This is a genomic window from Leisingera sp. MMG026 (genome assembly GCF_021654205.1).
In the GTDB taxonomy this organism is placed as follows: domain Bacteria; phylum Pseudomonadota; class Alphaproteobacteria; order Rhodobacterales; family Rhodobacteraceae; genus Leisingera.
This window is the reverse complement of the sequence record NZ_JAKFZM010000018.1, coordinates 68,087-92,756: the sequence shown is the minus strand read 5'-3', so window position 1 is coordinate 92,756 and position 24,670 is coordinate 68,087. Positions and strand designations below refer to the sequence as shown.

Sequence of the window (24,670 nt, the reverse complement as noted above, 5' to 3'; positions counted from 1 at the left end):
CGCCGTTCCGGACAACCACTTAGGGGATTATAGCATGGCAGACCAGCAGGCCCGCCTCAGCTGGCGCGATGGCACCGTGCCGGTGTCGGACCAGTTCGATGATCCCTATTTCTCGCTTCAGGACGGGCTGGCGGAAACTGAGCATGTGTTTCTGGCCGGCAACGACCTGCCTGCGCGCTTTGCGCCCGGATTCCGCATTGCCGAACTGGGGTTCGGAACCGGCTTGAACATGCTGGCTGTCTGGCGCGCCTGGGAGGCGGCAGGGCAGGCAGGGCCATTGCACTTCACCAGTTTCGAGGCTTTCCCGATGGCGCCCGCCGACATGGCCAAAGCGCTGGAGGCCTTCCCCGCGGTTGCCCCCTGGGCCGCGCGGTTTCTGGAGAAATGGCAAGGCACTGGCACCTGTGATCTAGGCAGCCTGCAACTGGAGGTGATTGCCGGCGACGCGCGCGTGTCGCTGGCGGAGTGGACAGGGCAGGCGGATGCCTGGTTTCTGGACGGGTTCTCTCCGGCCAAGAACCCCGAATTGTGGGAAGAGGCACTGATGGGCGAGGTTGCGGCGCATACCGCGCCGGGCGGTTCGGCGGCGACCTACACGGCGGCAGGTTTTGTGCGCCGCGGGCTGGAGGCCGCAGGATTCGAGGTGACCCGCATCCCCGGTTACGGGCGCAAGCGGCATATGACAAAGGCAGTGAAGCCATGACACAGGCAGCCCCGGCCCGGGCCCAGACCAATAACGTGCCGCTGGGCATTCTGCTGATGATTGGCGCGACGGTTGTCTTTGCATTGCAGGATGGTATCTCGCGCCATCTGGCGGGCACCTACAATACCTACATGGTGGTGATGGTACGCTACTGGTTTTTTGCCGCCTTTGTGATGTTCCTGGCAGCACGGGCGCCGGGCGGCATCCGGGCTGCGGCGGGGACCGATCAGCTGTGGCTGCAGATATTCCGCGGTGTTTTGCTGGTCGGTGAAATCTGCGTGGCGGTTTACGGCTTTACCGTGCTTGGCCTGATTGAGAGCCAGGCGGTGTTCATCTGCTATCCGCTTCTGGTGGCGGCCCTCAGCGGGCCGGTGCTGGGCGAAAGCGTCGGCTGGCGGCGCTGGGCGGCGATTGGCGTCGGGTTGATTGGCGTGCTGATCATCCTGCAACCGGGCATGGGGGTGTTCAACCCCGCGGCAATCATCCCGTTTATCTCGGCGCTGATGTTTGCCGTCTACGGTCTGGTCACCCGCTATGCGGCGCGCAAGGACAGCACCGCCACCAGCTTCTTCTGGACCGGGGTTGCCGGCATGGTCTTCATGACCGCCATCGGTATCTGGTACTGGGAACCGATGAGCCAGACCGACTGGTTCTGGATGGCGCTGCTGTGCGTGTCCGGCGTGACCGGCCATTGGCTGCTGATCAAATGCTACGAGATGGCCGAGGCCAGCGCGGTGCAGCCTTTTGCCTATTTCCACCTGATCTGGGCGGCGGCGCTGGGCATGGCCGTGTTCGGCGAGGTGATCCGCACCAATGTCGCCATCGGCGCCGGTATCATCATCGGGGCAGGCCTGTTCACCCTATGGCGCGAACGCGTGAAGGGTTGAGCCGCGCAGTTCCTCTGAGAACGGGACGGGCAGCGGCGCCTTGCCCAGCCGGGCGCGATAGACCGGCAGGCTCTCAGTAACCCGCATTACATAGTTGCGGGTCTCGTTGAACGGGATGTGCTCGATCCAGTCGACGATATCCGGGCTGCCTTCGCGCGGATCGCCATAGCGCTGCATCCACGCTGCGGGCCGGTGCGGCCCGGCATTATACCCTGCTGCCATCATCACCACATTACCGCGGAATTTGCCGGCCAGCCCAGCCAGGTAATTGGCCCCCAGCTTGGCGTTGTAATCCCATTCGGCGGTCAGGCGGGAGGTCTTGTGGCCTGCCAGGATGCCCAGCTCGGTGGCCACCAGTTTGGCTGTGGCAGGCATCACCTGCATCAGCCCGCGCGCGCCGGCATGGCTGATCACCGCCGGGTCGAACTCGCTTTCGCGGCGGGCGATGGCCAGGGTCATTTCCTCGGCCATCGGCAATTGCCGCTTGGCCACCGGGTGCAACGGGTAGTAGGCGCCTTCCAGCTCCACCCCGCCGCGGGCCGCGCGTTTAGAGATCATCACGGCCAGATGCGGCTGGTTCAGCTCCACCGCCATCTGCCCGAGCTGGCGTGCCTGCACCGGCGGCAGCGTTTCGACCAGATGGGTGAAAAAACGCTCGGCCAATGCCAGATCGCCAGCTTTCAGAAGTTCGAGCCCGGCCCTGGTGACCGAGGATTTGGCAAAACCGGCCTTGCTCCAGTCCGGCAGGTCAGCCGGTTTCACCAGCGCCGGATCAAACGGGCGGCCCAGCTGTTCGGCGGCCAGCAGCCCATAGAATGACGTCTGGTACTCCGCACCCTTGGCATAGGCCTCATGCGCCTTGTCCGGCTGGCCCATCGCCGCATAAGCGCGGCCCAGCCAATAGCCGCCGCGTCCGATCGAAATCGGGGTCTCGACCGAGGCCAGGAAGCGCTGAAAATGCACCGCGGCCAATTCCGGGTCCCGCAGTTTTTGCAGGGCGATATATCCCGCCAGCCATTCACAGTCCGAGTAGCCATAACCGTCCTCGGGTGAGGAGAAATGATAAGCGGCCAGCTGATAGGCGCGTTCGTAATCCTTGTCCCGCATCACTTGCCGCGCCAGATCGCGGCGGCGGCGCAGCCATTTGGCTGGTTCGCCCAGTTTTTCGGCACTGGTGCTGCGTTCCATCAGCATCTGAATGGCGCCATCCTGCAGCCGCTTGCGGTCGCGCCAGGCAAACCGGTCATAGGCAAGGCCTGCAGATCCCTTCAGCCGGTCCGGAACGGCCTCGATTTTGGCATCCACTCCGGGCGCGCGTTCCTGCAGGGCGATGCGTGCCTCCGCCAGCTTGCGCTCGCCCTCGGGCACCAGTGGCAGCATCCGTTTGGAACTGACCAGATGATCCTCCCACAACAGCCGGTCCAGCCGCGCCGTATGATGCGGTTTCAGCAGCTTGGAAAAATCCCTCAGGTATGCCTTTTGAATGGCGCTGCCCATTGCCTTGGTGCGCCAGGCCAGAACGATCTCCGCCTCGCCATCGCCGCGCCGCCCGGCGGCAATCAGCGCCTTGCCCAGGCTCAGCGCGCCTTCGGCGGTCTGCGGGCGTTCATCTGCGTAAAACGCCAGAATGGCATCGCGGCCGGCGGCCGCAATTGCATCCTCGTTCCGGCGCCGCAGATAGGCAAGACCAGGCCAATCCCGCCGCCGCTCCAGAAACGCCATCACGTCGCGGGCCGAGCCCAGCCCGGCCCGCAGCCGGTGCCATTCGATGATATCGCGGGCGGTGCTGTGCCGCTGCCCGGCTTCGCGGGCGGCCAGATCCCATTTCTCTGCCCGCATCAGATCCAGGGCGGACCCAAGGCCGCGCGCCAAGGCAGGCGACCCGGGAAGGGCCGCCGAGATTAGCAGAATAAGGGCCAGGATGCGTGTCATCTCTTGCATTTTCCAGCGGTCCGGGGATAGAGGCTTGAACGTTACTCATTGGCGTGCCGGTATCAACTCAAATCCCCGGCATTCTATATCTTGACGGCGGCGGATTGCCGCCTGCACCTGCAGCAAAGGGAGCGTGCCCATGTTCAAAGGCTCTATGCCAGCACTCGTCACCCCGTTTTCGAACGGCGAGCTGGATCTGGATGCGCTCAAACGCTTGGTGGAATGGCAGATTGCCGAAGGCTCCACTGGTCTTGTGCCCGTCGGCACCACCGGCGAAAGCCCGACGCTGACCCATGACGAGCACGAGCTGGTCATTGCGGAAACGGTCAAGGCGGCAGCAGGCCGGGTGCCGGTGATTGCCGGTGCCGGCTCCAATAACACCGTCGAGATGATTCGATTCGTCGAGTTTGCCAAGAAGGCCGGCGCCGATGCGGCGCTGGTTGTGACCCCCTATTACAACAAGCCGACCCAGCGCGGGATGGTGCAGCATTTTACCGCAGCCCATGACTGCGCGGATCTGCCGATCATCATCTACAACATTCCGGGCCGTTCGATCGTCGACATGACCCCGGCCACTATGGGCGAGCTGGCCAAGCTGCCGCGCATTGCGGGTGTGAAGGATGCCACCGGCGATCTCGCCCGTGTCAGCCAGCAGCGCGCCTCCTGCGGTGCGGAATTTGTGCAGCTGTCCGGCGAAGACGCCACCGCGCTGGGCTTCAACGCCCATGGCGGGGTGGGGTGCATTTCGGTCACCGCCAATGTGGCGCCGAAACTTTGCGCCGAATTCCAGGCCGCGACCCTCGCGGGCGATTACACATCGGCGCTGGCCTATCAGGACAAGCTGATGCCGCTGCATGAAGCGATCTTCATCGAGCCGGGCCTGGCTGGTGCCAAATACGGCCTGTCGAAACTCGGCATGTGCGGCGAAGAGGTCCGCTCGCCGCTGACCACGCTGGAAGATAGCACCAAGGCCGCCATCGACGCTGCCATGGGGCATGCCGGCCTGCTGTAAGTCTCGGGTCACTGTCACAAAATCAAGGGCGGCCTCCGATGGAGCGCCGCCCTGTTTGCTTCTTTCTGGTCTTCAATACCCCGGGGTGAATTGCCCCTTGAGGGGCAAGAGGGGCTGGCCCCTCTCTCCCGCTCAATCCAGTGCTTTGGCCAGATGCCGCGTCTTGTCGGGATTGCGGGTCACGTAGATCCGGGAAATCCGGCCATCCCGGATTTCCAGCGCTGTTGCTTGCAGAATGCCGTCCTCTGCCCAGTTCAATATGGCCGGCTGGCCGTTCAACTGGCAGAACCGCCAGCGGTCCGGCGTCCTGCGGCCGGATTTGCGGGCAAGCCCCTCAAGCAGCCGCAGCACCTTGTCCCGCCCGTAGATCGGGTTGAGAGCCGCCATTGCCTTGCCGCCGCCGTCGGAGATCAGCTGAACCTCCTGGGTCAGCAGCCGGGTCAGCGCCGCTGTGTCGCCGGTCTTGGATGCGCGGAAAAAGGCTTCGGTCAGATCGCGTCCCTGGTCCGGATCCGCGGGGGCATGCGGCCGAAGCTTCTGCACCTTGCGCCGGGCCCTTGCCGCGAGCTGGCGGCAGGCCTCCGGGGTTCGGTTCAACGCCGCGGAAATGTCCTCATAGGCGTTGTCGAAGATATCGTGCAGCAAAAAGGCGGCGCGTTCCAGCGGCGACAGGGTCTCCAGCGCCAGCAGCAGGGCAACGGTGACATCGTGATCCAGAAGCTCGGTCGCGTCTTCTGTCAGAATCGGTTCGGGCAGCCATTCACCAGGGTAGGTCTCGCGCCGGGCGCGGGCCGATTTCAGCTGGTCCAGGCACAGACGCGTGGTGATCCGTATCAGATATCCGGTCGGATCCTGCACCTGCGTTTGCGGGGCTGCCTGCCAGCGCAAAAAGGCATCCTGCAGGATGTCCTCGGCGTCGCTTACGCTGCCCAGCATCCGGTAGGCGGCCGCAAATAATCGCGGCCGCGCTTTCAGAAACGCATCGGTTTCGTCTGTTTCGGGGTTTGCAATCACGCGGCAGTTGCCTCCTGTCCGGCAGGATGCGAGGTGCGGAAGCCGATTGCAATCCGGTTCCAGGCGTTGATGGTGGAAACCACCAGTGTCAGCGCCGCCTGTTCACGGGGGGAAAACTGCTGTGCGACCAAATCATAATCCGCGTCCGGCGCCGCAGTGGCTTCAATCCTTGTCAGGGCTTCGGTCCAGGCCAGGGCGGCCTGTTCCCGTGCGGAGTAAAGCGAGGACTCCCGCCAGGCATTCAGCAGATGCATCCGGTCTTCGCTCTCACCTTTCGAGCGCATATCATGCGTGTGCATGTGAATGCAGTAAGCACAGCCGTTGATCTGCGAGGCCCGCAGTTTCACCAATTCAATCAGACTGTGTTCCAGCCCGCTGTCTTTGAGCGTGGCTTCAAGCGTCAGCATCGGCTGAAACAAGTCGGGGGCGGCTGCGAAGTAATCAAGGCGCTGGGTCATCATTCTGTTCCTTTTCAGATGGCTTCAGGAACAGGACGAGACAGCAGGGGCGTTTGTGACATGCCGCCGTAAAAATACACAAAAAAATCGGGGCGCCGCAGTGGGCGCCCCGGAATATGTCAGCGTTTGCCGTAGTAGAGGCCGACCACATGTTCGGCCTGCGCAAAGAACAGCCAGCGCGATACGGCGATGCCAGCGATGTGCGAAATGACCGCAAGGGCTGCAAAAAGATGTTTGATCACCACACCCTGAACCGGGGTCAGGATCAGCAGCAGGGGCAAGGCAAAGCCCAGCACAAATGCGATCATCCGCAGCTTCTGCGCGTGTTTGCGGCCCACCACATGCACAAATTCGCGCAACAGGTAGTTGGAGCCGGTGTGCGGCGGTTCAAAGGCGCGGACCGTACCGCGCTCGCCCAGACCGGTGGCGGTGCCGATGTCGGTGCCGGAGGCCTCCAGCGCGCGGTCGCCCTTGGCCCAATAGGCCAGTTGCACAGCACCTGCGATGGCCAGCAGCCAGGGCGCCACGGCCTCGGCCCCCGCCAGCAAGGCGCCGCCAGCAAGGCTGAAGGAGAGGAACATCACCGGTGTCAGTTCCATATTCCAGCGCGGGATGGTCTTGAGCTGTGTGTAGATCATCGAGGTGGTGAATACCGTGGCAAGGCTGAGAGCGGCGCCGATCCAGCCCAGCAACGTCCATTGGCTGTCCAGGAACACCGCGCCAAGCGCGTAAAGCCCCATGACCAGCAAGGCACCGACGGCGCAGACACCCTCGCGCGACAGCCAGCTGGTTTTCCACTGGGTGAATGCACGCCAAGCACGCTCCGGGCGGCCAAGGTGGAAGGTCGAGGCCATCAGGCCGCCGCAAGCCAGGCCAAAGGCGATGGCGTAAAAGACAAAGGCCACTGTGCCGGTCACCGCGGGTTGGCCGAGACCAAGGAATGCCAGCAGGCCAAAGCCCAGCCCCGACAGTGTGGTGAAGATGATGACGGATGGTGCGGGATGCATCAGTTCGCCCCCCCTGAAGATCGGCCTGAAGATTGACCTGGAATTTTGTCGAGTGCCTTGTCCAGCCAGCCCAGGAAACCCTGAGGTTCTTCAGCGACTGGCGCCAGCAGCGGGGCGAGGATGTCGATCTCTTCTTCGATTGTGTCCTTGGGCCGGGGCGGCAGGTATTTGTTCACCGGTTTGGTGCCCATTTCCGGCATCAGATCCATGCCGCCGCGCTCCGCCACCAGTTTGGAGACATCGCTGCCGGGATCGCCAAGGTCGCCGAAATGGCGCGCACCTGCCGGACAGGTCCGAACACAGGAAGGAACGCGGTCCACCTCCGGCAGGTTTTCGTTATAGATCCGGTCCACGCAAAGCGTGCATTTCTTCATCACACCTGCGGCCAGGTCCAATTCGCGTGCGCCGTAAGGGCAGGACCAGGCACACAGGCCGCAGCCGATGCAGTGGTCCTCGTTCACCAGCACGATGCCGTCTTCCACCCGTTTGTAGCTGGCGCCGGTGGGGCAGACGGTGACGCAGGGCGCGTCTTCGCAGTGCAGGCAGGATTTGGGGAAATGGATCAGCTGCGCTGCCGGGTCCGGCTGGCTGCTGCAGGGGGATGGCTTCACCTCATAGGAATGCACCCGGTTCAGGAAGGTGCCCGAAGGGTCGCTGCCGTAAGGATCCTGGTCCGACAAGGGGGCACCATAGTTTTCGGTGTTCCAGCCTTTGCAGGAAATCACACAGGCATGGCATCCAACGCAGGTGTCCAGGTCGATGACCAGACCCATTTTGCGGTCGGTCTTGGCGGGAAGCTCAGTCATTGCATACTCCGTGTGCGGCTTGCGGAGCCAAGAAAATTTGAATTTTCTTGGCAATTTTCTTCGAAGAAAATTGCGCCCGTCATTTGCCTACTTTCCACTTCAGTTCTTTCGGGCCGGTGCCAACGGGCGACTCCTGAGCAGGGAAGGCCGGCTGGCTTTCCTGCAGGTCAGCCGGGGCTGCGGCCTTTTCGATTTTGACTTTCAGGTCGAACCAGGCCGCCTGGCCGGTGATCGGATCCGAGTTTGCCCACCGCATGCCGTCGCCCTTGGGGGGCAGCAGTTCATGGATCAGGTGATTGAGCAGGAAACCCTTGGAGGCCTCCGGCGCGTCTTCTTCCAGCGCCCAGGCGCCCTTGCGCTTGCCGATGGCGTTCCAGGTCCAGACAGTGTTGTCGTTGAGCGCCGCCATTTCCATCACCGGCACGGTGATCGACCCATGCGGCGAGGTGACCTTGGCCCAGTCACCGTCCTGCAGGCTGTTCTCGCGCATCAGCTTGGTTGGAACATACAACGGGTTACGGCCGTGCAGCTGGCGCAGCCAGGCGTTCTGGGTGCCCCAGGAGTGGTACATCGCCATCGGACGCTGGGTCAGCGCGTTGACAGTGAAGCCCTCGTTTCCCTGCTGGTCGGTCTCGTACCATATCGGCAGCGGGTCCATCACGTCCTTGACCCGCTGGCGCAGATGTTCGGGCGGCTGGCGGTCGCCATGGCCTTCGGCGGCCAGCTGGAACTTGCGCATCGGCTCGACGTAAAGCTGGAACAGATAGGGCTGCGGGCTGTCATAGATACCCATGTCCACGGCCCAGTCCTGATAGGCAGTGTTCCAGGGTTTGTAATACCCTGCCTCTTCGGGGATGTGGGCCACATGGAAGCCGCCGTTTTCGATGTATTGGTTCAGCTGTTCCGGGTTCACTTCGCCGCGGCCGGTCTTGCTGCCGTCTGTGCCGCGGAAACCGGACAGCGGGCCAATCCCCGGCTTGCGCTCGTGGTTGACGATGTAGTCGGCGTAGTCTTTCCACTTGGCGGTGCGGTCTGCATTGGTGAAGCCCGGCAGCTTCATCCGGTTGGCGAGCTGGACCAGCACCGTCTGGAAGCCGCGCACATCGCGGTCCGGCTCAATCACCGGCCAGCGGATGGCATCGGCTGCGGCATCCGCCTCGCAGATCGGGCGGTCCAAGAGTGAAATACAGTCGTGGCGCTCCAGATAGGTGGTATCGGGCAGGATCAGGTCGGCAAAACTCACCATCTCCGAAGAATAGGCGTCCGAATAGATGATATGCGGGATCTTGTAGTCGCCGTTTTCATCCTTGTCGGTCAGCATCTCCATCACACCTTTGGTGTTCATGGAGGAGTTCCACGACATGTTGGCCATATACATGAACAGCGTGTCGATCTTGTAGGGGTCGCCCGCATGCGCGTTGGAGATCACCATATGCATCAGCCCGTGGGCCGACATCGGGTTTTCCCAGGTGAATGCCTTATCGATCCGCGCCGGGCTGCCGTCTTCCTTCAGTGCCAGATGTTCCGGTCCGCGGACAAAGCCCAGGTGCGGACCGTCCAGCGGGGTGTCGGGGGTTGCCTTGCAATGCGGGGTCGGGTGCGCCTCGACCGGTTTGGGGTAGGGCGGTTTGAAGCGGAAACCGCCGGGGACCTCAACCGTGCCAAGGATGATCTGCAGCACATGCAGCGCGCGGCAGGTCTGGAAACCGTTGGCATGGGCCGACACACCGCGCATCGAGTGCATCGAGACCGGGCGGCCGGTCATCTTGGTGTGTTTTTCACCACGGAAATCGGTCCATTCGACGTCCAGCTCAAACGCCTCGTCAAAGGCGACGCGGGCCAGCTCGCCCGCAATGGCGCGAATGCGTTTGGCCGGGATGCCGCATTTTTCCGCGACGGCTTCGGGGGTGTATTCGTCGGCCAGGTAACGCTCGGCCATCTGGTGGAACACCGGACGGTGGGTGACGCCATCTGCCTCGTACACAGCCGACAGGTCGGGGCGCACGCCGGGCTGGTCGAACGGGGTCAGCTTGCCGGTGTTGCGGTCGATCACCAGCATCTTGCCGTCATCGTCCCGCAGGAACAGGCCCTTGTCCGGCCCTTCGGAGGCATTCACCAGCACCGGAGCATTGGTGTAACGGCTGAGATAGTCGAGGTCGATCTTGCCGGCCTTCATCAGCACGTGAATCATCGACAGAATGAACAGCCCGTCGGTGCCCGGCGTGATACCGACCCATTCATCTGCAATCGCGTTATAGCCTGAGCGGATCGGGTTGACGCCGATCACCCGTGCGCCGCGCTTCTTGATCTTGCCCAGACCCATCTTGATCGGGTTGGAATCGTGGTCCTCGGCGACGCCGAACAGCATGAACAGTTTGGTGTGGTCCCAGTCGGGCTGGCCGAACTCCCAGAACGCGCCGCCCATGGTGTAGATGCCCGCGGTCGCCATGTTGACCGAGCAGAAACCGCCGTGCGCCGCATAGTTCGGAGTGCCGAAGCTTTGCGCCCAGAAGCTGGTGAAGCTTTGCGACTGGTCGCGGCCAGTGAAGAACGCCAGCTGCTCGGGCGCCTCGTGGCGGACCGGCTCCAGCCAGCCCACCGCAATTGCCAGCGCCTCGTCCCAGGAGATTTTCTTGTATTGGCCCGAGCCGCGCGGGCCGGTGCGGATCATCGGCGCCTTCAGCCGTGACGGCGCGTTGACCTGCATAATGCCGGCCGACCCCTTGGCGCAGAGCACGCCCTTGTTCACCGGGTGGTCGCGGTTGCCCTCGATATAGGCAACCTTGCCGTCTTTCATATGCACGTTGATGCCGCAGCGGCAGGCGCACATGTAACAGGTGGTCTGCCGGATCTCGTCCGAGACCTTGGGCGACGTGTTCAGGATTGGCTGCTGATGGGTCATGGGCGGGTCCTGTTGGGTGTTTCGGGCGACCGTATGACGGAAAGCCTCAATTTGGGAATAGTGTTCTGCGAGGGTTCGGATTTTTGGGAGGATGGTTCAAATATCCGGACCCGGGGCGCCTGCGGCCTGCAGGATGGTGACGGCGATAATCTGGGTGACGTCTTCGGCGCTGCAGCCGCGCGACAGGTCGTTGGCGGGTTTTGCCAGCCCCTGCAGCACCGGGCCGATGGCGGAGTAACCGCCCAGCCGCTGGGTGATCTTATAGCCGATGTTGCCGGCATCCAGATTGGGGAAGATCATTACATTGGCCTGGCCCGCCACGCTGGAACCGGGCGATTTGCGTTCCCCGATGGCAGGCACAAAGGCGGCGTCGAACTGCAGTTCGCCATCAGCCTGCAGATCAGGATGCGCACTCTGAAACTGGCTCAGGGCCTCGGTCACCTTGTCCACCGCCGGATGCTTGGCGCTGCCTTTGGTGGAGAAGCTGAGGAAGGCCAGTTTCGGATCCACCCGCAGCAGCGCGCTGGCTGACCGCGCCGAGGCGGCGGCGATTGAGACCATCTCAGCCGGGTTCGGATCAATCACCAGGCCGCAGTCGGAATAGAGCATCGCCCGGGCGCCATCGGGGGCGCCGTCGGGCGGGTACATCAGAAAGAAAGAGGAGACCATGCCCGCATCCGGCGCCATGCCGATCACCTGAATGGCACTGCGCACCACATCTCCGGTGGTGTGGACTGCACCGCCAACGGTGCCGGTGGCGTGGCCCAGACGCACCAGCATGGCGGCATAGACCAGCGGGGTTTCGGCAGCGGCGCGGGCCTTGGCCTCATCCACGCCCTTGTGCTTGCGCAGGCTGTGGTACTCAGCCGCGAAGGCCTCGGTCAGCCCGGATGCGGCCGGGTCATGAACCGCGACGCCCTCGCTTGCGCTGGCACCTTCGGCTTGCAGGGCGGCGGTGACGTCGGCTTTGGGACCGATCAGGATCACATCGGCGATACCGGCCTGATGCGCGGCCAGGGCACCCGCCACGACGCGGGGATCGCTGCCCTCGCTGAGCGCGACAACAGGACGGATGGCCGGGGCTTCGGCCTGCAGCAGTTCGAGGGGCGAGAGTGTTTTGGTCACGGGCATTGGTCCTGTAGCTGCGGTTCGGGGCGTCGGGCGTTCAGAACGCCAGCCGCGCAATATTGATCAGCGAAAAGGCGGTCAGCATCAGCACCACCGCGCGCCGGAACAGTCTTTGCGAGACCGCATGAAAACCGCGGGAGCCGGCCCAGATGCCAAGCCCCAGAATGGGAAAGGCCAGCAGGATGCCGGTCAGCGTTTCCGGACCAACCAATCCGTTTGCGGCCATCACCGGCAGCGCCATCAGGTCGATGCCGGTCAAAAATACGATCATCGTGGCGCGGAACACCGCAGGCGGCACCGGTTGTGCCGTCAGGAAGGCCGCCACCGGCAGCCCGCCGACCCCGGCGCTGTTGGCGATGCCTGCAATGGCGCCGACGCCTGCGGTGCCATTGCGCCCGACCGGGCGTTCCAGTTGCCAGCCGCTCAGCAGTACCAGGCTCAGCACCAGGATCAGGCACGAGATCGCCAGCCTCGCCTCATACTCTCCCAGCCGGGCCATGATGGCGATGGCGGGCACGGTGGCGACCGCGGCACCGGCCAGCAGGGCAAAGGCGCGGCGCCAGTCGATATGCGGGCGGATGCCGCGCGCCTGAAAGACGGTCATGGCGATTTCGCAGGAAAACACCACCGGGATCAGCGGCAGCGGATTGGTGGTCAATGCTGCCAGAATGATAAAGATCGCGGAAAATCCAAAGCCGGAAAAGCCGCGGATCAAGGCCGCCGCGAATAACGCGGCGGCCAGATAGGCCCCCTGGCCCATTGAAAGGTCAAAGGGCAGGGGCATCAGGTTCAGACCTGCTGCGGACGCATGTCGTCCTTGCTGATGCCAGCAACGGCGACCGGTTTCTTCATTGCGTCGCGGCGGAAGGGCTCACCCAGTTCCTGGTTGATCATCGCTTCGATCAGGGTGGTGATGCCTTTCTTCTGGTCTTCGCAGGCCTGACGCAGGGCGTCGGTCAGCTCGTCCTGGGTGCGGGCAATCACACCTTTCAGGCCGCAGGCATTGGCGATGCCGGCATAGGAGACCTGCTGGTCCAGTTCTGTGCCGACAAAGTTGTCGTCGAACCACAGGGTGGAGTTACGCTTTTCCGCGCCCCACTGGTAGTTGCGGAAAACAACCTGGGTCACGGCGGGCCATTCTTCGCGGCCGATCGCGGTCAGCTCGGTCACTGCGATGCCGAATGCGCCGTCGCCCGAGAAACCGACAACCGGAACGTCGGGGCAGCCGATTTTCGCGCCGACAACTGCCGGCAGGCCGTAACCACAGGGGCCGAACAGGCCGGGGGCCAGGTATTTGCGGCCGTCTTCAAACGACGGGTAGGCGTTGCCGATGGCGCAGTTGTTGCCGATGTCCGAGGAGATGATCGCATCTTTCGGCAGGCCGGCCTGGATTGCACGCCATGCGCGGCGCGGGCTGAGCCAGTCGGGCTTGGCAGCGCGGGCACGTTCGTTCCAGGTGGTGCCGGGATCGTCCTGCTCGCTGTCCATCGAGGACAGTTCCTGGGCCCAAGCCGACTTGGTGTGCGAGATCAGCGCCTTGCGCTCATCGCGGCCCGCGTCGCCTGCAGTGTCTGCCAGTTGGCCAAGGATCGTGTCTGCAACGGTTTTTGCGTCGCCGACGATGCCCACGGATACTTTCTTGGTCAGGCCGATGCGGTCCGGGTTGATGTCAACCTGGATGATCTTCGCGTCGGTCGGCCAATAGTCGATGCCGTAGCCGGGCAGGGTCGAGAACGGGTTCAGGCGGGTGCCAAGTGCCAGCACCACGTCAGCCTTGGAGATCAGTTCCATGCCGGCCTTGGAGCCGTTGTATCCCAGCGGGCCTGCAAACAGCGGGTGCGAGCCGGGGAAGGCGTCGTTGTGCTGGTAGCCAACGCAGACCGGGGCGTCCAGACGCTCGGCCAGGGCCATGGACGCGGGGATCGCGCCGCCGATGACAACGCCGGCACCGTTCAGGATGACCGGGAACTTGGCGTTCGACAGCAGCTCGGCTGCCTGGCTCACCGCATCCGCGCCGCCGGAGGGCAGTTCAAAGTCGACGATTGCAGGCAGGTCGATGTCGATCACCTGGGTGAAATAGTCGCGCGGCACGTTGATCTGGGCCGGCGCCGAGTTGCGCTTGGCCTGCATGATCACGCGGTTCAGGACTTCGGCCATGCGCGAGGGGTCGCGCACTTCTTCCTGGTAGCAGACGCAGTCGGCAAACATGCGCATCTGTTCCATTTCCTGGAAACCGCCCTGGCCCATGGTCTTGTTCGCGGCCTGCGGGGTGACCAGCAGCAGCGGGGTGTGGTTCCAGTAGGCGGTTTTCACGGCGGTCACAAAGTTGGTGATGCCGGGGCCGTTCTGGGCAATCATCATCGACATCTTGCCGGTGGCGCGGGTGTAGCCGTCCGCCATCATGCCGCCGGAACCTTCGTGGGCGCAGTCCCAGAAGGTGATGCCTGCCGGCTCAAAGATATCGGAAATCGGCATCATGGCCGAGCCGATGATGCCAAAGGCGTGTTCGATGCCGTGCATTTGCAGGGTTTTGACGAAGGCTTCTTCGGTGGTCATTTTCATGGCGGGTTCTCCTGAGTGAGACGCGGAATTCCCCCGGGCGCAGTGCCGGGAATTGACTCTGGTTTAGGGGGCGGGGGGAGGCCGGGTTAGGGCCAGTTACCAAACCCGGATAGGTCCAAAACTGGCAAGATGAAAATAGCAAAGGTGGATTTTCATATACGCTTCAGCCGGTCACGCTGTGCAGGCGCATGAATACAGATGGCGCGGCAAATGATACGTTTGGTATCATTTGCCACGCCATTCTCAGCTGAATTCCGGGTTCAGCCTTGCTTCAGTGCCTTGGCAATCAATGCCAGGCCAGGCTCGATCCTTGTGACGGGTATTGAAGAATAGCCAAGCCGGTAATAATTCTGCTGCCGGTGCTCGGCGCCAAAAAACGGTGCGCCGGGCTCAATGATAACGCTCTTTTCCTTCAGCCGTTCTGCAACAGTGGTGGTATCCACCCCGTCCGGTGCCCGCATCCACAGGGCCGAGCCGCCAAAGCTGCCGACGCCGGCAATGGCGAGGCCGTGCTTGCGGATGGCATCCTCGATCACTGCGCGGCGGTCATGCAGTACCTTGGCGGTACGCCGGATCTGGGCGTCGTAATGGCCCAGCGACAGGAAATAGGCGACGGTGCGCTGGACATGGCCCGGCGGGTGCCGCAGCACGCTGGCGCGCAAGGCCCGGGCCTGGCGGATAAACGGTTCCGAGCCGACCAGATACCCTAGCCGCAGCCCGGGAAACAGCGATTTGGAAAAACTGCCGGCATAGATCACCCGCCCTTCGGTATCGAGAGACTTCAGCGAAGGGGAAGGCGCGCCCAGAAAGGACATTTCGAATTCGTAGTCATCCTCGACGATCACCGCGTCGATTTCACCGGCCCGCTGCAGCAACTCCTTGCGCCGTTCCATCGGCATGGTGAAGGTGGTCGGGCTTTGATGGCTGGGGGTGCAGAAGATCACATCGGTGTCTTGCGAAATCTGCTCGGGCGGCAGCCCGCCGTCATCGACCGGAATGCAATCCACCTGGCAGCGGGTCTGCACCACCTGGTCGCGCAGGGTGTAATAGGCCGGATCCTCCACCGCAGCCCGCCGCCTGCGGTTCAACAGCAGCTGGCAGGTGATCCACAGCGCATTCTGGGCGCCCAGGGTGATCAAAACCTCTTCAGGCCGCGCAGTGATCCCGCGCCGCGGCAGCGTGTGGCGGGCGATGTACTCGATCAGCAGCGGATCGTCCTGGTCAAAATAATCATTTGCCAGCGCGGCAAAATCCTTTTGCCCCAGCGCCCGCAGCGCGCACAGCCGCCAATTGGCATGGTCAAACAGCGAGGCATCGGCTTGCCCGTAGATGAACGGATAGCGGTACTCGCGCCAGTTCTGTGGTTTGCGCGGGGTGTCGCCGCCGGTAAAGCTGCGCGCCAGCACCTTGCCCCAATCCATCGCATCGCCGGACTTCTGCTGCGGCGTGTAGGAGGGCGGCACCGGCGCATTGTCGGAAACAAAATACCCCGACCGCCCGCGCGAGGTAAGGTAGTCATTGGCCAAAAGCTCGGTATAGGCCAGCGTCACGGTGATCCGGCTGATCCCCAGATGCGCCGCCAGTTTGCGCGACGACGGCAGCTTTTCCCCGACCCGAAACCGGCCGGACAGAATGCCCTCGGCAATCATCTCCTGGATCTGCGCTTGCAGAGTGCCCTGGGCGTCAGGGTTGAGGAAAAAGGTATCGACGGAAATGCCCATGCGCGCCACCTTAGGGTGGACTTAAACGCGGTGCAATCTGGACTTAGGGCCAGTTTCGGGAAATCTGCGGCTTGCTTTGGTCTAGCTGGGAGTGGCAGCTTGCCGCCATGCTTAAAGTATTAGGTCATTTGGCAATTGTTGTTCTTTTTACGATTCTCAGCCAATTGGGCGGCATCGCTTGGTTGACCGCGCTAGTCTTCCGGCGGCGGCTGTTGGCGTTCCTGATCTTATACACAGGCCTCAGCATGGCTGCCGTTTGGGTAGCGCCGCATTTCGGCCGGGTAGTACTCAGCTGCGGGGGGCGCGGGCCTTTGCATGTGCAATCCTGGGTCTACTGCGCCTTGAACCGGAACTACGTGACGCCAGAACTGGCAGAGTTGCTGCAGGACACCGCCGTGGCTATGAATCAGGCCTTTCCCGGCACGGTGACACAAGTACTGGACGCGAATTTCCCCGTGCTGCCCGGGTTCCCGCTGCTGCCGCATCTGTCCCATGACGATGGCAACAAGGCCGACCTTGCCTTTTACTATGCGGATGCCGAGGGGTATGCGCCTGGGGTTACCCGGTCGCCCTTGGGCTATTTCGCATTTGAGCAGGGGCCAACGGACTGTCCCGGCAACTGGCTGACTCTGCGCTGGGATATGGGCCTCTTGCAGCCGCTCTGGCGGGATTTGAAGGTCGACGCCGGCCGGACCGGCCATCTGCTGCAGGTCTTGGCAGCGGATAAGCGGGCCGGAAAGATTTTTTTGGAACCGCATTTGCAGGACCGCTTAGGGGTTCGCTCCAGCAAGTTGCGCTTCCAGGGTTGCCGGGCGGCGCGGCATGACGACCATATTCACTTGCAACTCTGATCCGTGCTGCCTGCTTATGCTTCTCCGGGCGCAGCGCTCATGCGGCCAAGAAGTATCAGGTGAGCCGGGCGGCACTGGTGTTTTGACCCGTTTCTTGCGGTTTTAAACACCCGGCGGCGGCAAGCGCAAGAAACGGGTCGAGCGCAGCTGGGCGGGGCGTTTAGGTCAAAGCCATTCAACCACTGGAGGCTTTGACGATGGAACTGAAAAACAAGACACTTATCATTACCGGCGCCAGCAGCGGCATAGGCGCCGCCGCGGCACTGCTGTTTGCAGCAGAAGGGGCCAATGTTGTGCTGGGGGCCCGGCGGCAGGCCGAACTGCAGACCCTTGCCGGGCAGATCAATCAAAGCGGCGGCAAGGCTGCCTGTCTTGCCGGCGATGTCACCAGCGAAGCCTATTCGGCAAACCTGGTGGCGCTTGCCGTGGAAGAATTCGGCGGGCTGGACGGGGCCTTCAACAATGCGGGCATGATGGGCGATATGGGGCCGGTGGAGCAGATGGACGCCGCCAATTGGAACGCGGTAATCGCAGCCAATCTGACGGGGGCATTTTATTCGGCCAAGGCGCAGATTCCGGCGCTGAGGGCGCGGGGCAGCGGTTCGATTGTCTTTACCGGGTCCTTTGTCGGCGTCAGCAACGGCGGCATGCCCGGCATGGGGGCCTATGCCGCGTCCAAGGCCGGGCTGGTGGGGCTGGTCCAATCGCTGGCCTCTGATCATGCGGCCGAAGGCATCCGGGTGAATGCCCTGCTGCCGGGCGGGACCAGGACTGCGATGGCCGGCGATGATCCGGATACCCACAGCTTTATCGCCGGGCTGCACCCGATGAAGCGGATGGCCGCCCCGTCTGAAATTGCTCAAGCCGCGGTGTTCCTGTTGTCGGACCGGTCCAGTTTTGTGACCGGAGCGCCGATGGCTGTGGACGGCGGGGTTGCCGTGCGGCTGGTCTAGGCCCCTGCACCTAAAACCTAAAACGAAAAAGCGCCCCGGAATTTCCGGGGCGCAGTTTGTTCGTCCAACAGGGAGAGGTTGTCAGCCGAATACTTTGGTCAGGGCCTTGTCGACCGCATCGCAGATCTGGTCGATGTCATCCGCAGTGGCGATCAGCGCCGGGCTGAAGCACAAGGTGTTGTTGCGGCCCGGCAGCGAGCGGTTGGTGACACCGATGATCACGCCCTGCGCGCCGCATTCCGCGACAACCTGCTGGGCCAGCTTCTCGTCCACCGGCTCTTTGGTTTCGCGGTCGGCAACCAGCTCGGCGCCCAGGAACAGGCCCTTGCCGCGCACATCGCCGATCACTGCATGCTTTTCTTTCAGCGCGGCCAGGTTGCTGAGCATCCGCTCGCCCATGGCGGTGCAGTTGTCCAGCAGGTTCTCTTCTTCGATGATGCGCATGTTTTCCAGCGCAGCAGCGGGACCTGCGGTGCAGCCGCCAAAGGTCGAGATGTCGCGGAAATAACCCATCGGGTCCGAGGCATCTTCCTTGAACATGTTGAAGACTTCCTCGGTGGTCACCATGCAGGCAATCGCCGCATAGCCCGAAGCCACGCCTTTGGCCATGGTCACAAAGTCGGGTTTAATACCGTACTGCTGGTAGCCGAACCATTTGCCGGTGCGGCCAACGCCGCAGACCACTTCATCGATGTGCAGCAGCACGTCGTGCTTCTTGCAGATCTCCTGCACGCGCTCCCAGTAGCCTTCGGGCGCTTCGATGACACCGCCGCCTGCGGTCACCGGCTCCAGGCACAGGGCGCCCACGGTTTCCGGGCCTTCGCGCAGGATCACTTCCTCAATAGCGTCTGCCGCGGCAATGCCGAACTCGCGGCCGGACAGGTGTTCCAGGCCCAGTTCATGCTTGCGGTATTCCATGCAGTGGGGGACGCGGACAAAGTCCGGTGCAAAGGGCCCGTACTGCGCGTTGCGCTCGTCCTGGCCGCCCGCCGACATGGTCGCCAGGGTAGAGCCGTGATAGTCGCGGTCGCGGTACAGGATCTTGGTTTTCTTGCCGCCGTATTTCTTGTGGGCGATCTGGCGGATCATCTTAAAGGCCTTCTCGTTGGCCTCGGATCCGGAGTTGGTGTAGTAGACGCGGGTCATGCCCGGCATCTTCTCGATCAGTTTTTCGGCAAACAGCGCACCGGGGATGGAACCGGCGGAGTTGGCGAAATAGCAGATCTTCATCATCTGTTCGTAGACAGCTTTGCAGACGCTTTCGCGGCCATAGCCGACGTTGACGGTCCACACGCCGCCGGAGACCGCATCCAGGAACTCCTTGCCGTTCTGATCCCAGACGCGCATGCCCTTGCCTTCGACAATGATGCGCGGGTCAGCAGTTTCCAGCGCCTTGTGCTGGAACAGGTGATGCCACATGTGGGCCTTGTCGGCCTCAACCACACGGGAGAGATCGTTTTCGTTGAACGTGCCGTCCATGACATGTCCTTTCGGCGTTAGAAGTGAAACTGGCTGCCCGGAACCCTACAGGGCTTCTGAGGCGTATTATGTACCAGAAACGTCAGATTCCGGGAATTCGTTAGGGCCAGAGCATGTGCTTGCTTAGGTCCAGAGACGTCCGGTTCAGCGAATTAGCGGCGCGGCGCCGACTGCGGATTGCCCTGGAACAAATGTTCTGAAGTTACCGGCTTGAGAGCGGATGTCCCAAAGGGGCAAGCTGCAGGCATCCTGGGCGCAAGTCGCGGCTGGGCGGACCGCAAAGGAGGTAGCCGGTGGCGGAATACAGATTGATGGTGGCCCCGAACGGCGCCCGCCGCGGGCGTGGCGATCATCCTGAATTGCCGGTGACGCCGCAGCAGACGGCAGCGGCGGCTGCAGCCTGTTATGCGGCCGGCGCCCAGGCGCTGCATCTGCATGTGCGCGACGATGCCGGGCGCCATTCGCTGGATGCGGGCCGTTACCGCGAAGCCCTTGATGCGGTGCGGGAAAGCGCGCCGGGAATGGCGGTGCAGATCACCACGGAAAGCGCCGGTGTCTACGACGCTTCTGCCCAGCTCGCCTGTTTGGAGGCGTTGCGCCCTGCTGCGGCTTCGGTTTCCATCCGGGAAATGGCCCGGGACACCAGCGTCGCCGCGCGGGCCTATGCGCTGTGCGCGGAGGCAGGGACGCAGGTGCAGCACATCCTGTATGGTCCGGACTGCATCGCTCAGCTGCGCGTCTGGTATCAGGACGGCACCGTGCCGGGCCGTATGCGTGATGCGGTCTTTGTTCTGGGCAAATACATCCCGCCGGTTCTGGCGCAGCCTGACGGGCTCGCGGCCTTCCGTGACGCGGCGGCAGATTTGCGCCTGAACTGGACTGTCTGCGCCTTTGGCCGCCACGAGCACGCCTGCCTGCTGGCCGCCATCGCCGCGGGCGGGGATGCGCGAATCGGATTTGAGAATAACATCGAAACACCGGAAGGCGGGCTGCTGGCCGACAATGCAGCCTCGGTTGCCGCCTTCGTTCAGGCCGCGCGGGATGCGGGCCATCGCCTTAAGGAGTGCTGATCATGTCCCACGTCTTTCCCCGCCACACCAAGGCTGCGCTGCCCACCGCCGTCGCGGGCGAGGGCTGCTATCTGATCGACGCAGACGGTAAGCGCTATTTCGACGGCTCTGGCGGTGCTGCGGTGTCCTGCCTCGGCCATTCCGACGCTGATGTGATCAAGGCGGTTCAGGATCAGGTCGGCAAGCTGGCCTTTGCCCACACCGGTTTCCTTACCTCGGATCCCGCCGAGGAGCTGGCGGATCTGCTGGTTGCCCATGCGCCGGGTGATATCGACCGGGTGTATTTCGTCTCCGGCGGCTCCGAGGCGACTGAGGCGGCGATCAAACTCGCCCGCCAGTACCATCTGGAACGCGGCGAGCCGCAGCGCTGCCGCATTATCGCCCGCAAGCAAAGCTACCATGGCAACACCCTTGGGGCGCTGGCCGCAGGCGGCAACGAATGGCGCCGCACCCAGTTTGCCCCGCTGCTGATCGAGATCTCCCACATTTCGCCCTGCTACGAATACGTCGGCCGGGGTGACGGAGAGAGCAGCTTTGACTATGGCCAGCGGGTGGCAAATGAACTGGAGGCGGAAATCCTCCGCCTTGGCCCCGAGACCGTGATGGCCTTCATGGCGGAACCGGTGGTCGGGGCAACCTTAGGTGCGGTGCCGGCGGTCGCGGGCTATTTCAAACGCATCCGCGAGATCTGCGACAAATACGGCGTGCTATTGATCCTGGATGAAGTCATGTGCGGCATGGGCCGCACCGGCCATCTGTTTGCCTGCGAGGCGGACGGCGTGGCGCCGGATATCCTGTGCATCGCCAAGGGGCTGGGCGCCGGTTATCAGCCGATTGGTGCAATGCTTTGCACCCGCCAGATATATGAGGCGATCGAGCACGGCTCAGGTTTTTTCCAGCACGGCCACACCTATATCGGCCACCCGGTGGCGACGGCTGCCGGCCTTGCCGTGGTCAAGGCGATGCTGGAGCGCGGGCTGGTGCAGCGTTGTGCCGAAATGGGAGAAAAGCTGCAGGCAGCGCTGGAGGACCGGTTCGGCCGGCACCCCAATGTCGGCGATATCCGTGGGCGCGGGTTGTTCCGCGGGGTCGAGCTGGTCGCCGACCGCGACACCAAGGAACCTTTCGATCCGGCGCTGGGTCTGGCCAAGAGTATCAAGAAGGCAGCGTTTCAGGCCGGATTGATCTGCTACCCGATGCCGGGCACCCGCGACGGTCAGAACGGCGACCATATCCTGCTGGCACCGCCGTTCATCATCACCGATGAGCAGATTTCCGAGGTGGTGGATAAGCTGGAGGCCGCCATCACCCAGTGCCTGCCGCAAGCTTAAGCTGCTCAAAGAAATACTAACCGCCTGGCCGCAGGCCGGGCAGCGCCCGCCCCATGGGCGGGCGCTGCCCTCAGCGCATTTTGCTCCCGGTATTGCCTAGCTGCTCCAGAATGCCGGCGTAATTCTCCACCCCTTGCGCACCGGTCACCAGATGGCGGCCATCAAACACCATCGCAGGCACACCGCGGATGCCCTGGCTCACCCAGAACGCTTCGCGCTGGCGCACGCTGTCGGCATGATTGCCGCTGTCCAGCGCAGCACGGGCTTCTGAACCGTCCAGGCCTAGGTTCCCGGCAGCTTGCGTCAGAACCTCCGGATCGGAGACATCTTTGCCATCGGTGAAATAGGCCGCCAGCAGCGCCTGTTTCATCTCATGGCCTTTGCCGCGTTCTTCCGCCCACTCGATCAGCTGATGCGCCTGGAATGTATTGTAGATCCGCATCCCGTCAAAGAAGCGGAAGGTGAAACCCAAGGCCTCCCCCAGTTCCGTCAATTGCCCCCTGACCTGCGCCGATTGTTCCGCCGTGCTGCCGTATTTCGCGGCCAGATGCTCCCTCAGGTCTTCACCTTCCGCCGCCATGTCCGGGTTCAATTCAAACGGCTGCCAGTGGATGTCGAGAACCGCCCCGGCGCGGCGGGCGGCAAAGGCCAGTTGGTTGTACCCCACCGCGCACCAGGGGCAAACCACGTCCGAGATGATATCCACCCGGAGGGCGGGGCGGGCTTCGGAAGTTTCCATGAAGCGGGTCCTTTTATTTTCAACGCGTTGAAGGGGAGATGGGGGCGGCGCATCCGGAAAGCAACCTGCGAGCGGCGCCCCATCTATGCAGAATAGGCCTGGTTACGGGCTCGCCGCGAAAGGATCAGCGGACTGGAGCGGTTTGGGCGTGCCGGTATCCTTGCCGGCGGCGGCCTCGCCCGGGGCAGCGATTGCGCCGGCTTGCCAGGATTGCAAATTGCGTACAGCCTTAGTTCGGGCCTGACTGCAAGCCGCCCGCTTTGCCCGGCCCCGTCAAAGGAGACTGCTATGCCCCGGATCGACACGCTCCTCTCTGCCTTCCCCCGCGCAAGTCTACTGGGCGGACCGACACCCCTGGAACGTCTCAACCGGCTGTCCGCTGAGCTGGATATCGACCTGTGGATCAAGCGTGACGACCTTACCGGTCTGAGTTTTGGCGGCAACAAGACGCGCCAGCTGGAGTTCTATATCGGTGCTGCGCGCGCGGCTGAGGCCGACACCATCCTGATCACCGGCGCGGTGCAATCAAACTTTGCCCGCACGGCCGCCGCCGCGGCTGCGAAATACGGCATGCAAGCGGTGCTGCAGCGAGAGGAGCGGGTGCCGGGCATGGATCCGCTCTACCATAGTTCAGGCAATGTTTTCCTATCTGACATCCTTGGTGCCGGGGTGATGAGCTATCCCGGGGGTGAGGATGAGGCCGGCGCGGATGCCGCGCTGGAAACCCGTGCCGAAGACCTGCGCGCCGAGGGCCGCAACCCCTACATCATCCCGCTTGGCCTTGGCCATCCGCCGCTTGGCGCGCTGGGCTATGTGCAGGGCGGGGCGGAACTGGCAGCGCAGATTGGCGGCTTTGATGCAGCCGTGGTGCCGTCGGGCAGTGGAGCGACCCACGCCGGGTTTCTGACCGGAGTGCGTCTTGCGGGCATCACCTCGCCTGTCTTTGGCATCTGCGTGCGCCGTGATGCTGCGTTGCAGAAAGAACGGTTGGGGACAGTGGCGGATGCGCTGGCAGACCTGATAGGCATCCCGCGCCCATTTGGCAGCGACGGAATCCTTACCTGGGACGGTGCGCTGGCACCGGGCTATGGCCGCGCAGGCCCCGCCACCCGCGCCGCACTGCAGCGCATGGCCAGGGCAGAAGGGATCCTGCTGGACCCGGTCTATTCTGCCAAGACCTTTGCCGGTCTGCTTGGCCTTTTGGAGGAGGGCAGCATCCGCAAAGGCCAGAAGGTGCTGCTGTTGCACACCGGTGGGCTGCCGGCGCTGTTTGCCTATCAAAACGACCTTGGATTTGGCGGCGCGCAGGCACCATGACCGGCTGCCAACGGATATCGTGCAGGCCCTGGGCTGAACTTTTTCGCCGCTGTCCCCGCGGGGACACGGCGGAGTAACTACGGGCCGTGAAACGGCCGCCGGTCATGGCAGGAGCAGAGCTGACCGGTGGATTTTGCGGTGACCTAACCCTTGCCGAGCTGGCTTGCGTCCCGCGCAACTGCTTCGATTGCTGCCCAGTTGCCAGACTTGACCAGATCGGCAGGCGCCACCCAGCTGCCGCCGGCGCAGACCACGTTAGGCAGGCTCAGATAGGTTTCCGCATTGGCGGGGCTGATGCCGCCGGTGGGGCAGAAGGAGATTTGCGGCAAGGGCGCGCCGATCGCTTTCAGCGCGGGCACGCCGCCTGAGGCTTCTGCCGGGAAAAACTTCAGCATCCCATAACCGCGCGCCAGCAGGCGCATCGCCTCGGTTGCTGTCGCAGCACCGGGTAACAGCGGCAGGCCGATGGATTCGCAGGCGTCCAGCAAGTCATCCGTCGCGCCGGGAGAGACGCCGAACTGCGCGCCGGCCTCCTTGGCGGCTTCGGCGTCTTTAGGGGTGATCAGCGTGCCGGCCCCGACCACACCGCCCTTGACCTGTGCCATCTCGCGGATCACATCCAGCGCAGCACCTGTACGCAGGGTGACCTCCAGTGCCGGCAAGCCGCCCGCGATCAGCGCTTCGGCCAAGGGGCGGGCATGGGCCGCGTCGTCGACCACCAGCACCGGCATTACCGGCGCCAGGGTGCAGATCCCGCATGTGCGCAGGCTGGCGTCCTGAGGGGTTATCCGCGTCATT

21 protein-coding genes are annotated in these 24,670 nt (G+C 63.2%); 8 read left to right on the top strand and 13 right to left on the bottom strand.

Translation table 11 applies throughout. From position 1 onward, the window contains the following. Nucleotides 1-34 precede the first annotated feature (34 nt). Entirely contained in the window at nucleotides 35-703 is a 669-nt protein-coding gene (gene mnmD, locus L1069_RS11935) for a tRNA (5-methylaminomethyl-2-thiouridine)(34)-methyltransferase MnmD (RefSeq protein WP_237455828.1), read from the top strand. After that, nucleotides 700-1,590 (top strand): DMT family transporter, encoded by an 891-nt coding sequence (locus L1069_RS11930; protein ID WP_237455827.1) that lies wholly within the window; start codon nucleotides 700-702, stop codon nucleotides 1,588-1,590. Before mnmD ends, L1069_RS11930 begins: the two co-directional genes overlap by 4 nt. On the opposite strand, the gene L1069_RS11925 is transcribed toward L1069_RS11930, so the two are convergent. Next, nucleotides 1,564-3,522, bottom strand: coding sequence for a lytic transglycosylase domain-containing protein (locus L1069_RS11925; protein WP_237455826.1), 1,959 nt, complete (start codon nucleotides 3,520-3,522; stop codon nucleotides 1,564-1,566). The two genes, L1069_RS11930 and L1069_RS11925, sit on opposite strands and share 27 nt — an antisense overlap. 139 nt (nucleotides 3,523-3,661) lie before the next feature. Between L1069_RS11925 and dapA the strand changes: the two genes are divergently transcribed. Then, nucleotides 3,662-4,534, top strand: coding sequence for a 4-hydroxy-tetrahydrodipicolinate synthase (dapA, locus tag L1069_RS11920; RefSeq protein ID WP_237455825.1), 873 nt, complete (start codon nucleotides 3,662-3,664; stop codon nucleotides 4,532-4,534). A gap of 132 nt (nucleotides 4,535-4,666) precedes the next feature. Here the strand turns inward: dapA and L1069_RS11915 are convergent, their stop codons facing one another. The 9 genes from L1069_RS11915 to L1069_RS11875 form a co-directional block, all read right to left on the bottom strand. Then, on the bottom strand, nucleotides 4,667-5,548 hold the full coding sequence (locus tag L1069_RS11915; protein WP_237455824.1) for an RNA polymerase sigma factor SigJ: 882 nt from the start codon (nucleotides 5,546-5,548) through the stop codon (nucleotides 4,667-4,669). Next, nucleotides 5,545-6,006, bottom strand: coding sequence for a carboxymuconolactone decarboxylase family protein (locus L1069_RS11910; RefSeq protein ID WP_129372072.1), 462 nt, complete (start codon nucleotides 6,004-6,006; stop codon nucleotides 5,545-5,547). Before L1069_RS11910 ends, L1069_RS11915 begins: the two co-directional genes overlap by 4 nt. 119 nt (nucleotides 6,007-6,125) lie before the next feature. Beyond that, entirely contained in the window at nucleotides 6,126-7,013 is an 888-nt protein-coding gene (locus L1069_RS11905) for a DmsC/YnfH family molybdoenzyme membrane anchor subunit (RefSeq protein WP_237455823.1), read from the bottom strand. Beyond that, on the bottom strand, nucleotides 7,013-7,819 hold the full coding sequence (locus L1069_RS11900) for a 4Fe-4S dicluster domain-containing protein (RefSeq protein ID WP_129372070.1): 807 nt from the start codon (nucleotides 7,817-7,819) through the stop codon (nucleotides 7,013-7,015). The genes L1069_RS11905 and L1069_RS11900 overlap by 1 nt, the downstream gene beginning before the upstream one ends. Nucleotides 7,820-7,898: 79 nt before the next feature. Continuing rightward, nucleotides 7,899-10,721, bottom strand: coding sequence for a molybdopterin oxidoreductase family protein (locus L1069_RS11895; protein WP_237455822.1), 2,823 nt, complete (start codon nucleotides 10,719-10,721; stop codon nucleotides 7,899-7,901). Between the two features lie 96 nt (nucleotides 10,722-10,817). Continuing rightward, nucleotides 10,818-11,852: a phosphate acetyltransferase gene (gene pta, locus L1069_RS11890; protein WP_237455821.1), complete on the bottom strand. Its 1,035-nt coding sequence runs from the start codon at nucleotides 11,850-11,852 to the stop codon at nucleotides 10,818-10,820. Nucleotides 11,853-11,886: 34 nt separating this feature from the next. After that, nucleotides 11,887-12,633 carry a sulfite exporter TauE/SafE family protein gene (locus L1069_RS11885; protein ID WP_129372067.1) on the bottom strand — a complete coding sequence of 249 codons (747 nt, stop codon included), beginning with the start codon at nucleotides 12,631-12,633 and terminating at the stop codon, nucleotides 11,887-11,889. Nucleotides 12,634-12,638: 5 nt separating this feature from the next. Then, nucleotides 12,639-14,411, bottom strand: a complete 1,773-nt coding sequence (xsc, locus tag L1069_RS11880) for a sulfoacetaldehyde acetyltransferase (RefSeq protein ID WP_129372066.1) — start codon at nucleotides 14,409-14,411, stop codon at nucleotides 12,639-12,641. A 260-nt stretch (nucleotides 14,412-14,671) separates the two neighbouring features. Next, nucleotides 14,672-16,132, bottom strand: a complete 1,461-nt coding sequence (locus L1069_RS11875; protein WP_237455820.1) for a PLP-dependent aminotransferase family protein — start codon at nucleotides 16,130-16,132, stop codon at nucleotides 14,672-14,674. A gap of 245 nt (nucleotides 16,133-16,377) precedes the next feature. On the opposite strand from L1069_RS11875, the gene L1069_RS11870 reads away from it, so the two are divergent. Continuing rightward, on the top strand, nucleotides 16,378-16,983 hold the full coding sequence (locus L1069_RS11870) for a hypothetical protein (protein WP_237455819.1): 606 nt from the start codon (nucleotides 16,378-16,380) through the stop codon (nucleotides 16,981-16,983). A gap of 197 nt (nucleotides 16,984-17,180) precedes the next feature. Beyond that, complete coding sequence (locus L1069_RS11865) at nucleotides 17,181-17,936, top strand: SDR family oxidoreductase (RefSeq protein ID WP_237455818.1); 756 nt, start codon at nucleotides 17,181-17,183, stop codon at nucleotides 17,934-17,936. A gap of 81 nt (nucleotides 17,937-18,017) precedes the next feature. On the opposite strand, the gene L1069_RS11860 is transcribed toward L1069_RS11865, so the two are convergent. Continuing rightward, a complete protein-coding gene (locus tag L1069_RS11860; RefSeq protein WP_129372063.1) occupies nucleotides 18,018-19,415 on the bottom strand; it encodes an aminotransferase class III-fold pyridoxal phosphate-dependent enzyme in 1,398 nt (465 codons plus the stop codon). 293 nt (nucleotides 19,416-19,708) lie between these two features. Between L1069_RS11860 and L1069_RS11855 the strand changes: the two genes are divergently transcribed. Both L1069_RS11855 and L1069_RS11850 read left to right on the top strand, forming a co-directional pair. Next, nucleotides 19,709-20,485: a 3-keto-5-aminohexanoate cleavage protein gene (locus tag L1069_RS11855; protein ID WP_237455817.1), complete on the top strand. Its 777-nt coding sequence runs from the start codon at nucleotides 19,709-19,711 to the stop codon at nucleotides 20,483-20,485. A gap of 2 nt (nucleotides 20,486-20,487) precedes the next feature. Then, nucleotides 20,488-21,816 (top strand): aspartate aminotransferase family protein, encoded by a 1,329-nt coding sequence (locus L1069_RS11850; RefSeq protein WP_237455816.1) that lies wholly within the window; start codon nucleotides 20,488-20,490, stop codon nucleotides 21,814-21,816. A gap of 70 nt (nucleotides 21,817-21,886) precedes the next feature. On the opposite strand, the gene L1069_RS11845 is transcribed toward L1069_RS11850, so the two are convergent. Further along, a complete protein-coding gene (locus tag L1069_RS11845; protein ID WP_237455815.1) occupies nucleotides 21,887-22,555 on the bottom strand; it encodes a DsbA family oxidoreductase in 669 nt (222 codons plus the stop codon). A 288-nt stretch (nucleotides 22,556-22,843) separates the two neighbouring features. On the opposite strand from L1069_RS11845, the gene L1069_RS11840 reads away from it, so the two are divergent. Then, nucleotides 22,844-23,872, top strand: coding sequence for a D-cysteine desulfhydrase family protein (locus L1069_RS11840; protein WP_237455814.1), 1,029 nt, complete (start codon nucleotides 22,844-22,846; stop codon nucleotides 23,870-23,872). Between the two features lie 143 nt (nucleotides 23,873-24,015). On the opposite strand, the gene eda is transcribed toward L1069_RS11840, so the two are convergent. Further along, on the bottom strand, nucleotides 24,016-24,669 hold the full coding sequence (eda, locus tag L1069_RS11835; RefSeq protein WP_237455813.1) for a bifunctional 4-hydroxy-2-oxoglutarate aldolase/2-dehydro-3-deoxy-phosphogluconate aldolase: 654 nt from the start codon (nucleotides 24,667-24,669) through the stop codon (nucleotides 24,016-24,018). Between the last annotated feature and the right edge of the window lies 1 nt (nucleotide 24,670).

Bases quoted from the DNA above. Each gene is read 5' to 3' on its own strand.
- dapA (WP_237455825.1), top strand. From the start codon at position 3,662: ATGTTCAAAGGCTCTATGCCAGCACTCGTCACCCCGTTTTCGAACGGC.
- L1069_RS11930 (WP_237455827.1), top strand. From the start codon at position 700: ATGACACAGGCAGCCCCGGCCCGGGCCCAGACCAATAACGTGCCGCTG.
- L1069_RS11895 (WP_237455822.1), bottom strand. From the start codon at position 10,721: ATGACCCATCAGCAGCCAATCCTGAACACGTCGCCCAAGGTCTCGGAC.
- L1069_RS11900 (WP_129372070.1), bottom strand. From the start codon at position 7,819: ATGACTGAGCTTCCCGCCAAGACCGACCGCAAAATGGGTCTGGTCATC.
- L1069_RS11925 (WP_237455826.1), bottom strand. From the start codon at position 3,522: ATGACACGCATCCTGGCCCTTATTCTGCTAATCTCGGCGGCCCTTCCC.
- L1069_RS11860 (WP_129372063.1), bottom strand. From the start codon at position 19,415: ATGGACGGCACGTTCAACGAAAACGATCTCTCCCGTGTGGTTGAGGCC.
- xsc (WP_129372066.1), bottom strand. From the start codon at position 14,411: ATGAAAATGACCACCGAAGAAGCCTTCGTCAAAACCCTGCAAATGCAC.
- L1069_RS11845 (WP_237455815.1), bottom strand. From the start codon at position 22,555: ATGGAAACTTCCGAAGCCCGCCCCGCCCTCCGGGTGGATATCATCTCG.
- L1069_RS11865 (WP_237455818.1), top strand. From the start codon at position 17,181: ATGGAACTGAAAAACAAGACACTTATCATTACCGGCGCCAGCAGCGGC.
- mnmD (WP_237455828.1), top strand. From the start codon at position 35: ATGGCAGACCAGCAGGCCCGCCTCAGCTGGCGCGATGGCACCGTGCCG.
- L1069_RS11870 (WP_237455819.1), top strand. From the start codon at position 16,378: ATGGCTGCCGTTTGGGTAGCGCCGCATTTCGGCCGGGTAGTACTCAGC.
- L1069_RS11875 (WP_237455820.1), bottom strand. From the start codon at position 16,132: ATGGGCATTTCCGTCGATACCTTTTTCCTCAACCCTGACGCCCAGGGC.
- L1069_RS11905 (WP_237455823.1), bottom strand. From the start codon at position 7,013: ATGCATCCCGCACCATCCGTCATCATCTTCACCACACTGTCGGGGCTG.
- L1069_RS11910 (WP_129372072.1), bottom strand. From the start codon at position 6,006: ATGACCCAGCGCCTTGATTACTTCGCAGCCGCCCCCGACTTGTTTCAG.
- L1069_RS11840 (WP_237455814.1), top strand. From the start codon at position 22,844: ATGCCCCGGATCGACACGCTCCTCTCTGCCTTCCCCCGCGCAAGTCTA.
- L1069_RS11850 (WP_237455816.1), top strand. From the start codon at position 20,488: ATGTCCCACGTCTTTCCCCGCCACACCAAGGCTGCGCTGCCCACCGCC.
- L1069_RS11885 (WP_129372067.1), bottom strand. From the start codon at position 12,633: ATGCCCCTGCCCTTTGACCTTTCAATGGGCCAGGGGGCCTATCTGGCC.
- eda (WP_237455813.1), bottom strand. From the start codon at position 24,669: ATGACGCGGATAACCCCTCAGGACGCCAGCCTGCGCACATGCGGGATC.
- pta (WP_237455821.1), bottom strand. From the start codon at position 11,852: ATGCCCGTGACCAAAACACTCTCGCCCCTCGAACTGCTGCAGGCCGAA.